Annotated in this window: 12 protein-coding genes and 1 tRNA gene; 3 read left to right on the top strand and 10 right to left on the bottom strand. The window is 41.9% G+C overall.

From position 1 onward, the window contains the following. Window positions 1–414: 414 nt before the first annotated feature. From AAHN97_RS26905 to AAHN97_RS26930, 6 genes are all read right to left on the bottom strand, one after another. Window positions 415–2,133: a response regulator gene (locus AAHN97_RS26905; protein WP_343305167.1), complete on the bottom strand. Its 1,719-nt coding sequence runs from the start codon at window positions 2,131–2,133 to the stop codon at window positions 415–417. Beyond that, a complete protein-coding gene (locus tag AAHN97_RS26910) occupies window positions 2,126–2,767 on the bottom strand; it encodes a hypothetical protein (protein ID WP_343305168.1) in 642 nt (213 codons plus the stop codon). The genes AAHN97_RS26905 and AAHN97_RS26910 overlap by 8 nt, the downstream gene beginning before the upstream one ends. After that, complete coding sequence (locus AAHN97_RS26915) at window positions 2,767–3,987, bottom strand: hypothetical protein (RefSeq protein ID WP_343305169.1); 1,221 nt, start codon at window positions 3,985–3,987, stop codon at window positions 2,767–2,769. Before AAHN97_RS26915 ends, AAHN97_RS26910 begins: the two co-directional genes overlap by 1 nt. A gap of 5 nt (window positions 3,988–3,992) precedes the next feature. Continuing rightward, on the bottom strand, window positions 3,993–5,135 hold the full coding sequence (locus AAHN97_RS26920) for a reverse transcriptase domain-containing protein (protein ID WP_343305170.1): 1,143 nt from the start codon (window positions 5,133–5,135) through the stop codon (window positions 3,993–3,995). 461 nt (window positions 5,136–5,596) lie between these two features. Then, window positions 5,597–5,681, bottom strand: a tRNA-Ser gene (locus tag AAHN97_RS26925). Between the two features lie 86 nt (window positions 5,682–5,767). Further along, window positions 5,768–6,013 (bottom strand): YdeI/OmpD-associated family protein, encoded by a 246-nt coding sequence (locus AAHN97_RS26930; protein WP_074241014.1) that lies wholly within the window; start codon window positions 6,011–6,013, stop codon window positions 5,768–5,770. 44 nt (window positions 6,014–6,057) lie between these two features. Between AAHN97_RS26930 and AAHN97_RS26935 the strand changes: the two genes are divergently transcribed. Beyond that, window positions 6,058–6,963, top strand: coding sequence for a sugar phosphate isomerase/epimerase family protein (locus AAHN97_RS26935; protein WP_343305171.1), 906 nt, complete (start codon window positions 6,058–6,060; stop codon window positions 6,961–6,963). 140 nt (window positions 6,964–7,103) lie between these two features. On the opposite strand, the gene AAHN97_RS26940 is transcribed toward AAHN97_RS26935, so the two are convergent. Together AAHN97_RS26940 and AAHN97_RS26945 are read right to left on the bottom strand one after the other, a co-directional pair. Continuing rightward, window positions 7,104–8,141, bottom strand: a complete 1,038-nt coding sequence (locus tag AAHN97_RS26940) for an asparaginase (protein ID WP_343305172.1) — start codon at window positions 8,139–8,141, stop codon at window positions 7,104–7,106. 42 nt (window positions 8,142–8,183) lie between these two features. Next, window positions 8,184–8,954, bottom strand: a complete 771-nt coding sequence (locus AAHN97_RS26945) for a TatD family hydrolase (protein WP_343305173.1) — start codon at window positions 8,952–8,954, stop codon at window positions 8,184–8,186. Window positions 8,955–9,074: 120 nt separating this feature from the next. Here AAHN97_RS26945 and AAHN97_RS26950 point away from each other — a divergent pair, with 120 nt between their 5' ends. Continuing rightward, window positions 9,075–9,953 carry a hypothetical protein gene (locus AAHN97_RS26950; protein WP_343305174.1) on the top strand — a complete coding sequence of 293 codons (879 nt, stop codon included), beginning with the start codon at window positions 9,075–9,077 and terminating at the stop codon, window positions 9,951–9,953. A gap of 53 nt (window positions 9,954–10,006) precedes the next feature. On the opposite strand, the gene AAHN97_RS26955 is transcribed toward AAHN97_RS26950, so the two are convergent. Further along, complete coding sequence (locus tag AAHN97_RS26955) at window positions 10,007–10,621, bottom strand: polysaccharide deacetylase family protein (protein WP_343305175.1); 615 nt, start codon at window positions 10,619–10,621, stop codon at window positions 10,007–10,009. Between the two features lie 56 nt (window positions 10,622–10,677). Here AAHN97_RS26955 and gltX point away from each other — a divergent pair, with 56 nt between their 5' ends. Further along, entirely contained in the window at window positions 10,678–12,207 is a 1,530-nt protein-coding gene (gltX, locus tag AAHN97_RS26960) for a glutamate--tRNA ligase (protein WP_343305176.1), read from the top strand. A 163-nt stretch (window positions 12,208–12,370) separates the two neighbouring features. Here gltX and AAHN97_RS26965 read toward each other — a convergent pair whose 3' ends face one another. After that, on the bottom strand, window positions 12,371–14,038 hold the full coding sequence (locus AAHN97_RS26965) for a glutamine--tRNA ligase/YqeY domain fusion protein (protein ID WP_343305177.1): 1,668 nt from the start codon (window positions 14,036–14,038) through the stop codon (window positions 12,371–12,373). Between the last annotated feature and the right edge of the window lie 91 nt (window positions 14,039–14,129).

Genomic DNA, 14,129 nt, shown 5'->3' on the forward strand with positions numbered 1-14,129 from the left:
GGGCAATCTGCCCTAACGTGACTGATCCTGATCTCTCCCATTTCGCTTCAAAACTCACTTTCAGTGAAATAAAAAAAAAGACCTTTTTCTTCAATCGGGTAAAGTACAGAAGGCAATAGGTTTATAACAAACGGCCTGGTCCGGTCCTCTTATATCGGTCAGAACGGAAATGAAATAACCGTTGGTTTCTATGCAGAAGGGGATTACGACACGCATTAACCAGCTTTTCTTACACAAGGCCACAGCCTGTATTCTATTCAATGCCTGGAACCAACTACGATGGTTTGTCTTTCATTTGAAGATATGCAATGTATATATCAACAGCATCCAATATTTGAAAAATATGGGCGAAGTGTAAAGCCAGAATAATTAGTGGCATGTTGTGCCGGAATAAATTGTATCCGGATGCTTTATTTATGTTAGAAGTATTTTCAAGAATGTTAACATTTCAATGCATTTGTAATACCCAAGAGTACTATCTTGGTTATCTACAAGGCGTTTTGTATATATGGAAATTGAACTGCTATGGATATAATCTATTTCATTTCTATAATCATTCAGGGAATTGGAGAAATCTGCGATTATTTTTGTAGGTGTCCACATTAATTGATATCTGAGTATTCCTGCAATCTGTTGAGATAGTGGAATATTATCCAATCCTGCTTTTCTCTTGCTTTCTTCGTTATTGATACTTTCCAATACATGTGGAAATTTACTTTTAACTTTGTTGGGGGCGCCTGGGTTTGTCCATTGTAGTGAGTAATTATTATCTTTTAGCGTCCATTCGTAAGGTGTGCTGCGATCGTAAAAATCGTGGGAGATTTCCTCTAACACAGACCAAAATATGATATAGGCTAAAATCTCATTATTAAAAATAAGAATATCTTTCTCAACTTGAATGCTTTTTCTGAAAAGTGTTCCATACCCAATTTTAAGTTTTTCAGCTATTCGCGTTTTAATATTACTATCACCAATTTTTATGGTGGCTAATTGTTCAATTTCCAGAGAGAATTTCCATATTTCCTTTCTTTTAACCTCGAGTTCTGTCAGAAGAGGGAGGCTGTTTAATAGCCGCTCATAGATGTATTTGGAGGACAATCCTGATTGTTCCGGATGTGCCTTTATGTAGTATTCATCCACCCCCTTATCCATCATTTCTGAAATATTCCAGGCTTTATTGGATGCAGTTAACAATATTATCGGTGTTGCAAAGTTCAAAGCATGGAAATCCTTTCGGATGTGTTCTGTAAGCAACACATGCCCTCCATACTCCTCCAATTTACGGTTTGTATGATCCAGTTCGTTTAACCGTAAATCTAGAAATATTAGTTGAAACTGTTTATTGTCTAATAAATCTATTGCTTGTTCCAGAGTGCTTACGGCCGTAAGGTTTGCAGGCGGGACCCCAAATACAAACTCAAGTGCATCTTTCCAACCTCTTGCAGCTTCATCATCAATTAATAGAACATCTTGGTAATTTATCGGTGTACTTGCTCTGGATTTTACCGATCCGTACGGTTTCTGCTGAGCCAAGAGCCATTTGAAATAAATGCCGGCCAGTTTGTCTCGCTGATTTTGAATGCTTGGGATGCTGGTGAAATCGATTCCGGCGCTTGTAAATATTTGGAATAATCCCCAGATATTAGCTATACTATGGGAATCAAAATAGTTTTCGGGTATCTGTAATGGCACAGTATGCACCATTTGTTGTAGCTGATCTTCTTTTAAAATGCGTTCTGTCTTTGATAGGTATGGTGCAATGCCATCAATAGAGTAATCAGTCAGTATAATTCCTTTCGTGAAAAGAATTGGGAGGAATTCATTGTCTTTTGGCAATTCTTCCTGTGTAAACATGCCGTAAATAATAATGTTGGATAATTGGTTCAAGCTGTTTGCCGCCGTTCGGATGTGCATTGCAAACCTTAGCCCCAAGAAATCGGTAATAGTATTGCCAATTGACAATGGAACAAAGATATTGGTATATTCTTCCTGGAGATGGTTTTTGATAAAATTGTCCATATATACATCTACATGAACATCCACATCCCAAGAGATGCTTTTGATAACCGTATCATTTTTAAAATCATCTTTTCTAACCAGGGAGTTATCCGTTGCCAATAAACAATTAGCCATTAATGTATTTTTTTATAAGCTTTGAAAGTTGGAATTTGAAAGATTCAACTGTAAATTTTTGTTGAAAGTCCATCGTACCGCCGGTAATATTCAAAAGCTGGTTCAGTTGTAGGGAAAGTTCACTTTTTATGTTGAGCTCACCATTATTCGGATGATCATACAATTCCCGCCAAATTTTTTCTTTGAGAACAGCTATTTCTTCAATGTCGAATCTATCCCCAAACACCAGATAACGGATCTCAATTGAATTATTCATTCCTTGTTCAATATATTTATTTAGGAATACTTCTAGATTATTGTACAGAATATTCACTGGTATGGATACATATTTTCCTGAAATAGTTCTGCTTCCTACTGCTCCACCAAAAAACACAACCGTTGCTTTTTTCCTGGTACGGTCAATGAGGTCTTGTCTAATTTGTACAACATTCTTTTCATGTTTGTTTCCCGGATTATCAAAGAAAGAGTCATGAAAAAGGATAATATCATCTGTAGAAAACATTCGCTCTTTTGTTTTATCCAATTCCAGTTTGGAATGGATAACGGTCAATGCGTTATTGTATTGGGCAAATTCTTTTTTTGTCCAGTTATACTTTTCCTGCCTGATAATTTTATCGTCTATCAAATAGATCATTAGTCTAAATTAAATATGAGATTAAATTGCACTCCATTCATGGACTCATGCAATGGGATAATTGAATTCCCTTTGGGCCAAAGATCGAAAATAACGGATCGACCATCAGGAAGTACTGTTTGTAATTCAAGGTTACACATGCCGTTTAACTGGTTCTGAATAAGATTGGTCAATGATTTTCCATATCTAAATGGGGGAGTAATATCTTTTCCAAACACACTTCCTTTATGAAGAATGCTTAAAATTACCACATCATCAGTAGTACGTTTTTCCTTTTTTAAGGAGACTTCAATTTGTAGGTCCTTAAGTGATCCATTTTTTTTATTATGTTCTTCTATACACATATGAATAATATTCTTGTACGCTTGCTTTAATTTCTCTACGTCTGTGTAAAATTGTAGACATTTTGTTATTCCATCCAAGGTTATATTCAATTGTCTGAATTTGTCGAAATTTAATTTCCATAATGCATTTTCAAGATAGGACTTATCCCGACATTCAATCTGCATCTTGAGTGAATCAATAATATCCTGAAAATTGTTCAGCACATTATTGTCTACATCCCTTTCCCTTCGGAAAAGGTTTGGGGAGAGGTATTCCATATCGTTCCCGGGGTTGGGACAGCAACCAGGATGGTTTCTACACCAGGTTTTTATTTCTTCCGAAAACCAACCTATCCTAATATGCGCTTCGGACCAACCGGTTTTCTTTTCAAAAAAATAGAATTCATTTAGTTTTGCTACAATAGCAGGCGGAAGTGCCGTTCTGTACTGCTGAAGTAGTTCGTCATACTCCTTTTTGATGTATTTGAAGTGAGTTTCATAATCATACGATGGTATGCCCATTCTATACAACAGTTCATCGTATAAATCTGCATCGATAGAATGGGTCGTGGATTTCAGGATAGTATTACTGTTTAGGCTAGTTAAAAACCTAGCGAGGTTTTTAGGGTTTTTGTACTGTGGAAGGCTCCGCTTTTCATTCTTAACGGCTTCTGCGGTCACTAAGTCTGATTTTTTTTCATTGGTGTGTTGTGTATTGTGATCTTCTACGGTGCCGATTTCCGATTGTAATGCATCGATTCTGCCCAGAAGATCGGCGTTTATTTCTACTCCTTTCTTGATTTCAATTTCAATCAATTTTATAAAACGCTTTCTGTTTTCGGGGTTTAGTGTCCCTTTATTCAAAAAATCGGATAAAAATTTATTGATATCATGCATAAAGATTAACTATAGAATTGTTCCATTGTTTTGTTGAGCCCCTTCTTCTCCCAGGTATCCAGCAGAAAAGAAAAATAATCATCTGGAGCGATCAACTGTTTAAGCCTTTCCGCAAGCTTATTGTAACATGCATCATCGTGTCCCTTAACCATCTTGATATAATTCAGCTTTCCTCTGATAATGGACTGGAAATCAGGGGAATCTCCCTTTAGAATATGAGCTTTGTCTTTTATATAGGCGGGCTTGAAGTAACTACTCATTCTCTCATATCCATATGTTTCCCAATAATATAACCACATACGCAATTGCTTAATGTATCTTTTGGGTATATTGACATGATCATTGACGATGAGACCGGTTACTTCTTGCCTGTATTGACTTTTTTGTAATCTTGTTTTTTCCGGATTAATGTTGAATCGCTCATCTTTAATATTCCTATTAAGTTCTTTCATAAAGTTACCTTTATGTTTGAAAAAGACATCCTTATCGCCACTAAAAGTTATATCATCTGCATAGCGAGAATAGTTCAGCCCAAAACGCTTTGCCATGAATAGCAGTTTGTAGTCAAGATTTGAGCAGATAATATTGCTGATTATTGGGGAAGTGGGCGCCCCTTGCGGCAAAACAGAGGCCACTACTTTTGTCCATTTTCCGACTTTGTCTAATCGTTCTACCTCCATCTTCTCGCAACAAAGCCCGGCAATTATGTTGGCTAAGATTACTCTTTCCGATTCCTCATTAAGTTTAAAGGGGGGAACCTGTAGTCTTTTCCATATTCGTGCCTGATCAATTGAAGGGAAAAAGTCTTTTAAATCCGTATTAAATACAAATTTATAGCCGTTATGAATTTGAGCATTATCCACAATTGATTTGCCTTTAACGAAACCTGTTGCCTGAGGTTTTATCGCATCGAAGGTTTCGAGAATCATTTTCAAACATTCCTGGATCCTCTTCAAACCCATCTTGGGTGCATGTATTATTCGCTCTCCGCCTGATTTCTTTTTTACCTTGAAGACAGTATATCTGGCTTTGTTATTAGAATTGCAGTAATAGTTGAGTTGTTGTATTGTAAAGGGAAAGGATTTTTCGCCGTAAATGATAGATTTTGTGTAATTAAGTAATTCCAACAGGTCTTCTTTGGTTTTCATGCGTCTGAAAACCGTCTTTATTTTTTGGGTTTGTTCCTCCGTTATATCCATATGCAATCTTTATGCACTTTAAATGCCTGCCCTTGTTTTCTTTATGTATGGAGCGACTCGTCTTCAAGATCTATAACTCTTAAAGATTCAGAAATAATCTAATATAGAGTCAGAAATATCTAAACGGAGTCAGCTATGAACGATTCCAAAACTCCTAGCGAAATTACTGTGCAACCATTCAGACTGAAAAATGAGACTACCAGACCGATTCTCATGGGCGCAGGCCCACAACAGCTGGCAAATTCAAAATCTTTGGGCAGGCATTTAAAGAACTAAGGGTTTAATGTAAATATAACTTTTTCACCTAAAATATCGTAGGGGCGATGATAATGGACGAGGGAATAGCAGATGGAACCTTTCTTCTAAAAAAAATGCTCATCAGATTCGTCTGATGAGCATTTTAAAACTTGCGGAAAGGAAGGGATTCGAACCCTTGATACCTTGCGGTATACCCGCTTTCCAGGCGAGCCAGATCAACCACTCCTGCACCTTTCCGTTGTCCCAAATTATTCGTTCGGGGCTGCAAAGATATGCCTTTGTCTAAAAAATCCAAGTAAATGCCGTATTTGTTTTAATTATATCTATTTGCCGTTATAAACCATATTCATGTATTTCCCGCCTTTCTTCAGCTCATCCAGCATCTGGTTCAACCTTTTCAGCCTGGTTTCCTCTCTTTTGGCGCTGCTGATCCAGTGGATATAGTCGTTTTGCTGATAAGGAGGGCGGTTTTCGTAGGCCTCAAACAGTTTGTGTTTCGTCAGGGCCTGTTCAATGAAGTCCGGCATGGGGTACTTCGGGCGTTTTAAGGAGCTGAAGTCTTTTTTCATAAAGAAGAGATTTGTACTTTGTTAGAAATAGAAAACCCAACATCATGCCATATAACAGACGGGATTTTATTCAAACCATTGCCATGGCCGGCGCTGCCTTACCGTTTTCCTCATTTAAATTAAGGAAAGACTGGGAAATCCATGCCTTCTCCAAACCCTTTCAATGGATGGATTACAACCTGCTCTGCGAAACTTTCGCTGCCGCCGGTTTGGATGGGGTGGATTATACCGTACGGCCGGAAGGGCATGTATTACCGGAAAAGGTGACTACAGATCTCCCTAGGGCTGTAGCGGCTGCTAAAAGTGCAGGTCTTAAAACAACTTTAATAACTACGGCTATCCTGGAGGCGCAGGGTTCAGATACTTTACTGAAAACCGCGGCTGACCAGGGCGTGAAATATTACCGGATGGGCTGGTATGATTATATAAAAGAGAAGTCTATCGAGGAAAGCATCAGGGTTCGTAACCAACAGTTAAAGGAGCTGGCAAAGCTAAATGCTCAATTAAACATCCAGTCAGCCTACCAGAATCATGCTGGTTTGAAAGTGGGAGCGGGTGTGTGGGACCTGTATGCCATGGTCAGAGATGTAAATCCGAAGTATGCCGGTGTGCAATACGATATCCGCCACGCTACAGTGGAAGGAGCTAACAGCTGGCCTTTAGCCTTTGAGCTGATCTATCCGCATATCAATACCCTGGTGATAAAAGATTTCAAATGGGTGAACAATACCTTGCAGAATGTGCCGCTGGGAGAAGGGGTAGTGAATTTTAAAGCGTTTTTCCAAAAGGTGAAAGAATTCAATATTCATGTGCCTATCACATTGCACCTCGAATATGAATTGTTGAGCAAGGCGCAGCAGGCTTTGCCTGTAAAGGAAAAGCAGCAGATCGTATTAGGTAAGTTGAAGAAAGATGTGCAGACGCTGAAAGGGATGCTTGCCGGGATCTAGAAAGCAGGAACTTGAAGTTCGGCGCTAATGTTATAGAAAGCAGGTTATAAAAGCCCAACTCAAAAGTTTGGTGCTAATGCTATTACAAGCAGAATATAAAACGCATGGCTAATCTGCTTACAGCTCTCTAGCTCCCAGCCTTACGGCAAGATCTCTGTTGCAGGCGTCAATTCTCCTCTCAACGGCAACTCTATCAAACGCTTCATCTCATCCATGGGAATGTTCTGTCCTAACAGGAACATCAACTTAGTGGTAGCTGCTTCAAACGTCATATCATGGCCGCTTACTACACCTATTTTTTGCAGATGCTGACTGGTTTCATACTTCCCTAATTCAACAGAACCACCATCACATTGCGTAATGTCTACCATCAGGATACCTTTATCGGCAGCCTTTTGCAGGCATTCTGTGAACCAGGCTTGCGTAGTGGCATTACCGCTTCCGAATGTTTCCAGGATCAAACCCCGCATGCCGGGTGTATTCACAATGGCTTCCACAGCGCGGCGGGTAATGCCCGGGAATATTTTCAGTACCCCGATATTGGGATCCAGGTTCTTGTGAACGACCAATCCTTTTTCGGGAACAGGCAATACATAGTTATTCTTGTATTTGATATCGATGCCGGCTTCAGCCAGGGCAGGATAGTTCATGGAGTAGAAGGCTTCAAACTTTTCAGCATTGTACTTCTTGGCGCGGTTGCCGCGGAAAAGCATGAAGTCGAAATAAATACAGACTTCGGGGACCATACAGTGGCCATTGCTTTTGGTGGAAGCAATTTCCATGGCGGTGATGATATTCTCTTTAGCATCTGTACGGATCTTGCCGATCGGTAACTGGCTACCGGTAAGGATCACGGGCTTGGAAAGATTTTCCAGCATGAAGCTGAGTGCTGAGGCCGTGAAGGCCATAGTATCAGAACCGTGGAGGATCACAAACCCGTCATAGCGGTCGTAACGGTCTTCAATAATGCTGGCTAACTCCGTCCAGATCTCCGGCAGCATGTCTGAAGAATCCATGGGAGGATTGAAGGCGTAAACGTAGAAGTCAATTCCCATGCGATAAAGCTCAGGTAGGTTGTTCCTGATCTCATTGAAGCCGATGGGCCGTAATGCAGTCGTCTTTTCGTCGTAGATCATCCCAACGGTACCACCGGTATAGATGATTAAAATCTTCGTCATTTATCTCTTATAGAATTGCATGCAAATGTATTCACTTATCAGTTAGTGCATTTTGAATAATTTCCGGGCATTACCTGTAGTAATTGCAGCTACTTCCTCAATTTTTAGATTTTTTACATCTGCGAGCTTCTGAGCGATCAATGGGATATAGGCACTTTCGTTCCTTTTACCACGATAAGGGACAGGTGCCAGGTAAGGAGCATCTGTTTCGAGCACAACATGTTGAAGGTCAATATCAGCCATCAGTACATCCAGTCCTGCTTTCTTAAAAGTCACCACACCGCCTATCCCCAGGTAGAATCCCAGGTCTATAATCTCCTGTGCTTCTTCCTTAGTGCCTGAAAAACAATGGAATACGCCGGTGAGATGGCCGTTGTGCAGTTCTTTTACCACATCTATACAGGCCCTGGTGGCTTCCCGGCTATGGATGGCGATGGGGAGCTGGTGTTCCATGGCCAGCCTGATCTGCTGGCGGAAAGCAGCGTATTGCTGATCAAGCAAAGTTTTATCCCAGTAAAAATCCAACCCTATTTCCCCTACGGCCCAGAATTTCCGCTTTGTTAACCAATCCTGCACAATAGCCAGTTGTACTTCCACGTTTTCTTTCACGTAACAGGGGTGCAGGCCCATCATGGGGAGACATTCCTCCGGAAATTCAGCCTCCAGGCTTAACATCCCGGGTATGGAGTCCTCGTCAATATTGGGCATCAGCAGCCTGTTTACCCCCTGCCGGATGGCCCGGGTGACCATTTCACTCCTATCTGAATCAAATTCAGGGGAGTATAAATGGGCATGCGTGTCAATCCAGATCATTATATATAGTTTTTTTCAATTAATTGTTTATCTTTAAGTTCTGGAAAATCCTAATATTTAATTTAAACCTTTTCACAAAGGTACAGTCTCAATTAGCCAATACCTATTAAAACCGTTCTGATGAAACACTATTTTAACACCAACAAAGTACTCTCCGTTACCGCATTAGCAATTGGCGCTATTACCATTTTCTTTGCCTGTAAGAAAGATGATAAAGCAGGAGCCGATGATAAAAGAGATAATCAAACAATCGCTGCAGCTCAGCAGGAAGCTGAGATCAATGCTTTATATGAAGATGCCTTCGCGATTGCTTTAGACTACAATACCACTGAATCAGACCTCAATGGTGGAAATAGAAAAGCACCCAACGCTACATGGAATGATTACTCCAGGTGTACCGGTGTTGCTTTAAGCATAGACCCCGCAGACTTTCAGACTTATCCTAAAACGATCATTATCGATTTTAAAGATGGTTGCACTGAAGGTAACCGTACCCGTAAAGGCAAACTGAAGATCGTTGTAAATAAGATCTTTATAAGCCCCGGTGCTGTAGCAGAGATCACTTTCGATAATTATTATGTAAATGATATTAAGGTAGAAGGAAAACAAACCGTGCAAAACACGTCTAACAACGATGGTTTCGGTTATACTTATACCATTGCTGAAGGTAAACTCACCTATCCTTCCGGCAAGGTGGTTACTTACAGCGGCAACCGCATTTTAGCGCAGAAAGAAGGTGCTAACACGCCATGGGTGATCTCTGATGATGTTTATGAATTAAAAGGTAATGCCAGCCTGCAGGACAGCAGCGTGCTCGCTACCGTTGCCATCAAATCAGGCCTGATCCGCAAGCTCAGTTGCGCTTATGTAGGAAAAGGTGTTTTGGAACTTACTGTGAACTCATTTAAAGCCAGCCTTGACTATGGCAATGGCGATTGTGATAACAAAGCAGTACTGACTGTAGGTGATAAAACAAAAGAGATCACTTTACCGAGATAATATTTTCTCCAAACAATATGCTAACGCCATAACCTTAGGGTTATGGCGTTTTTTTATACAATAGCTTCTACCCGTAACCCTTTACGGGCGCAATGTTCCAGCACCCTGGGCAAAGCATAGCTCAGCCTGTCCCATGCTTTTTCACTATCGTGAAATACAACAATAGACCCCGCTTGCAGTTTGAACACAACATTCTGCAGGCAAGCTTCCCCGTTGATAGAAGTGTCAAAATCCGCACTCAGGATATCCCACATAATGATCTTGTAATCATCTTTCAGTTGTTTGATCTGAAAAGGGGAGATCCGTCCATATGGAGGACGGAAAAGATTGGAACGAATGTATTTCGCGGCTTCTTTGATATTGGCGAGATAGGTTTCCGTACCTGTTTTCCAGCCGTTCACATGATTATGTGTATGGTTTCCTACGGCATGCCCATCCAGCAGGATCTGCTGATAGATCCCCGGATGTTCCACCACATTTTTCCCGATACAGAAGAAAGTAGCTTTTGCATTGTACTTTTTCAACTGCTCCAATACAAAAGGTGTGGCTTTGGGATGCGGGCCGTCATCAAAAGTGAGATAGACTGTGGGCACGTCCGGAGAGAAGTTCCAGATACAGCTTTTGTACAGTGATTTGAGGAAAGCGGGTGTTTTCGTAAAATAGAACATACATTATAGGATTTGAAATCTCGTTCCCAAGCCCGAAATTATTATTTTTGCGCCGTATGAGTCAGAAAAAAGTAAGAGTACGCTTTGCACCCAGCCCTACTGGCGGTCTTCACCTTGGAGGTGTTAGAACGGTGCTGTTCAATTACCTGTTCGCCCGCCACCATGGCGGAGATTTTGTATTAAGGATAGAAGATACAGACCAAACCCGCTTTGTGCCAGGGGCGGAAGAATATATTTTGGAATGTCTCCGCTGGTGTGGCCTGGAAGCGGATGAAGGACCTCATAAAGGAGGACCTTTTGCCCCTTACCGTCAAAGTGAGCGGAAAGCGCTTTACCGGCAATATGGAGAACAACTGGTGAACGCCGGTTTTGCCTATTATGCTTTTGATACGCCTGAAGAGCTGGAAGCTATGCGGGAAGTGGAAAAAGCACGGGGCAATCACTCTCCGCAGTACAACCATTCCGTACGCAAAACCATGCGTAACTCCCTCACGCTGGATGCTGGGGAAGTAAAAACTTTGCTGGATAAAGGCACACCTCATGTGATCCGCATTAAAATGCCGGAGAACGAAACGGTAACCTTTACGGATATGATCCGGGGAGAAGTTAGTTTCCAGACCAGCACAGTGGATGATAAAGTATTGCTGAAAGCAGATGGCATGCCCACTTACCATCTTGCCGTAGTGGTGGACGATTATCTCATGAAGATCTCTCATGCTTTCCGGGGTGAGGAATGGCTGCCTTCCGCACCAGTACACATCCTGTTATGGAAATACCTGGGCTGGGAAGCGGAGATGCCACAATGGGCGCATCTGCCACTGATCCTGAAACCGGATGGTAATGGTAAACTGAGCAAAAGGGATGGAGATCGTTTAGGCTTCCCCGTTTATGCGATGAACTGGCTGGATCCTAAAACGAATGAACTCACACAGGGTTTCCGTGAAAAGGGATTTCTTCCGGAAGCTTTCGTGAATATGCTGGCGATGCTGGGCTGGAATGCGGGTTCTGAACAGGAAATATTTTCCATCGATGAACTGATACAGCAGTTCTCTATTGAAAGAGTGCATAAAGGCGGCGCTAAATTCGATTATGATAAGGCGAAATGGTTCAACCATCAGTATATCGTGAAGAAGGATGATGTTACGCTGGCAAAGCTTTTCCAGCCTGTGTTAGCTGAAAAAGGACTGGCACCTGAAGAAACATATGTAGCTAAGGTAACCGGACTGGTGAAAGAACGCTGCCACTTTATCAATGAGATATGGGACCATGGTTTCTTCTTTTTCGTGCGGCCGGACAAGTATGATGTAGATGCCGTAAAACCTAAGTGGACGCCGGAAAAACAGGCATTCTTCGAATCCTGGATCACGGAGATCAGTGCATTGCCGGACTTTACATTTGCGGCCCTGGAAGATAACTTCAAACAACTGGCTACTGCAAAGAACATCAAACCGGGAGAGTTGCAATTACCTTTCCGCATCATGTTATGCGGAGGGAAATTTGGCCCGCCGGTATTTGTAATTGCGGAAACATTGGGGAAAGAAGAGACGATCGAAAGAATTAAGCTGGCTTTGGCAATTTTTGCGTAACTTCCATATAACCAACATACAAGGGGCTGACTAAATATCATTAGTCAGCCCCTTTTTTTGATATTATTTTAGCTGTTGCAACTGAACGAAGGATGAACGAACCTATGATGAAGGAGTGATAAACACTGCCTTTACAGGAGGACGGTTAAAAACCTATCAGTACCTATGCTTTTTTCACTTCTTTAGCCCAGGTATCCTTGAGAGTAACGGTACGGTTAAATACCAGTTTGCCGGGTGTTGAATCCGGATCCACGCAGAAATAACCTTTGCGGAGGAATTGGAATTTATCACCCACTTTAGCATCCAGCAGGAATGGTTCTATGTATGCCTGTGGTATTACCTCCAGCGAAGACGGGTTGATGAATGATTTGAAATCACCTTCTTCGGCGGCAGGGTTTTCTACAGAAAAAAGCCGGTCGTATAAACGAACTTCCGCTGTGGCAGCATGTGCTGCACTTACCCAGTGAATGGTTCCTTTCACATTGATGCCGCTGGTATCTGATCCGCTTTTGCTTTCCGGGATGTAGGAGCAGAAGATCGTAGACACATTGCCGTTAGCATCTTTTTCAAAGCTGTCGCATTTCACGATGTAAGCATGTTTCAACCGCACCATCAGGCCAGGGCCAAGACGGAAGAATTTCTTGGGTGGTTCTTCCATGAAATCTTCTCTTTCAATATACAGGGTGTTACTGAAAGTAAGATTATGGTGCCCGGCATTTGGATCTTCCGGATTGTTTTCAGCCGGCAGTTCTTCTGTTTGCCCTTCCGGATAATTGCTGATCACGAGTTTCACCGGGTCCAGTACAGCCATCACGCGGTTGGCTGTTTTATTCAGTTCCTCGCGGATACAGAATTCCAGTAAACCTATTTCTATCAGGTTATCCCTTTTAGCCACACCTACTCTTTCTGCAAAAGTGCGGATGCTGGAAGGGGTATAACCACGACGGCGGTATGCACTCAATGTTGGCATGCGGGGATCATCCCATCCTGTTACATGTTCTTCATTCACCAGTTGCAGCAGTTTGCGTTTGCTCATTACCGTATAACTCAGGTTCAGGCGCGCAAACTCGTATTGGTGCGAAGGAAATATATTCAGTTGTTCAATGAACCAGTTATACAACTCACGGTGGGGTATAAATTCCAGCGTGCAGATGGAATGCGTGATCTTTTCGATGCTGTCACTTTGCCCATGAGCGAAATCATACATGGGGTAGATGCACCAGGCATCTCCTGTACGGTGATGATGCGCATGTTTGATGCGGTACATCAGAGGATCGCGCATGTGCATGTTCACATGGGCCATGTCTACTTTTGCCCTTAATACTTTTGCACCGTCAGGATATTTACCGGCACGCATGTCTGCAAACAATTGCAGGTTCTCTTCCACGCTTCTGTCCCTGTGAGGGCTGTTCTTTCCTGGTTCCGTGGGGGTGCCTTTAAGAGCAGCAATCTCTGCCGCGCTCAGATCATCCACATAGGCCAGGCCTTTTTTTATTAGCGCTACTGCAAAATCGTGCAACTGTTCAAAATAATCAGAGGCATATAGTTCATTGGCCCACTGGTATCCGAGCCATTTGATATCCGCTTTAATAGACTCTACATACTCCGTTTCTTCTGTTACCGGGTTGGTATCATCAAAACGGAGATTGGTCTTACCATTATATTTATTCGCCAGCCCGAAGTTCAGGCAGATGCTCTTGGCGTGGCCAATATGGAGGTATCCATTTGGTTCAGGAGGGAAACGGGTATGTACCCTGCCATCGTTAACGCCATTCGCAATATCATCTTCTATGATCTGTTCTATAAAATTCAGGGATCTTTCTTCGCTCATATGTTGTAGCTTTCTTATATTCCTAGTGTCGTTAGTTTGCTATCAAGCTAGCTTGATAGCTTTTGCCGAATTGCAAATGTAAGATAAATGG

It is taken from the genome of Chitinophaga niabensis, assembly GCF_039545795.1.
In the GTDB taxonomy this organism is placed as follows: domain Bacteria; phylum Bacteroidota; class Bacteroidia; order Chitinophagales; family Chitinophagaceae; genus Chitinophaga; species Chitinophaga niabensis_B.

Bases quoted from the DNA above. Each gene is read 5' to 3' on its own strand.
- AAHN97_RS26910 (WP_343305168.1), bottom strand. From the start codon at position 2,767: ATGATCTATTTGATAGACGATAAAATTATCAGGCAGGAAAAGTATAAC.
- gltX (WP_343305176.1), top strand. From the start codon at position 10,678: ATGAGTCAGAAAAAAGTAAGAGTACGCTTTGCACCCAGCCCTACTGGC.
- AAHN97_RS26940 (WP_343305172.1), bottom strand. From the start codon at position 8,141: ATGACGAAGATTTTAATCATCTATACCGGTGGTACCGTTGGGATGATC.
- AAHN97_RS26930 (WP_074241014.1), bottom strand. From the start codon at position 6,013: ATGAAAAAAGACTTCAGCTCCTTAAAACGCCCGAAGTACCCCATGCCG.
- AAHN97_RS26950 (WP_343305174.1), top strand. From the start codon at position 9,075: ATGAAACACTATTTTAACACCAACAAAGTACTCTCCGTTACCGCATTA.
- AAHN97_RS26920 (WP_343305170.1), bottom strand. From the start codon at position 5,135: ATGAAAACCAAAGAAGACCTGTTGGAATTACTTAATTACACAAAATCT.
- AAHN97_RS26955 (WP_343305175.1), bottom strand. From the start codon at position 10,621: ATGTTCTATTTTACGAAAACACCCGCTTTCCTCAAATCACTGTACAAA.
- AAHN97_RS26905 (WP_343305167.1), bottom strand. From the start codon at position 2,133: ATGGCTAATTGTTTATTGGCAACGGATAACTCCCTGGTTAGAAAAGAT.
- AAHN97_RS26945 (WP_343305173.1), bottom strand. From the start codon at position 8,954: ATGATCTGGATTGACACGCATGCCCATTTATACTCCCCTGAATTTGAT.
- AAHN97_RS26935 (WP_343305171.1), top strand. From the start codon at position 6,058: ATGCCATATAACAGACGGGATTTTATTCAAACCATTGCCATGGCCGGC.
- AAHN97_RS26965 (WP_343305177.1), bottom strand. From the start codon at position 14,038: ATGAGCGAAGAAAGATCCCTGAATTTTATAGAACAGATCATAGAAGAT.
- AAHN97_RS26915 (WP_343305169.1), bottom strand. From the start codon at position 3,987: ATGCATGATATCAATAAATTTTTATCCGATTTTTTGAATAAAGGGACA.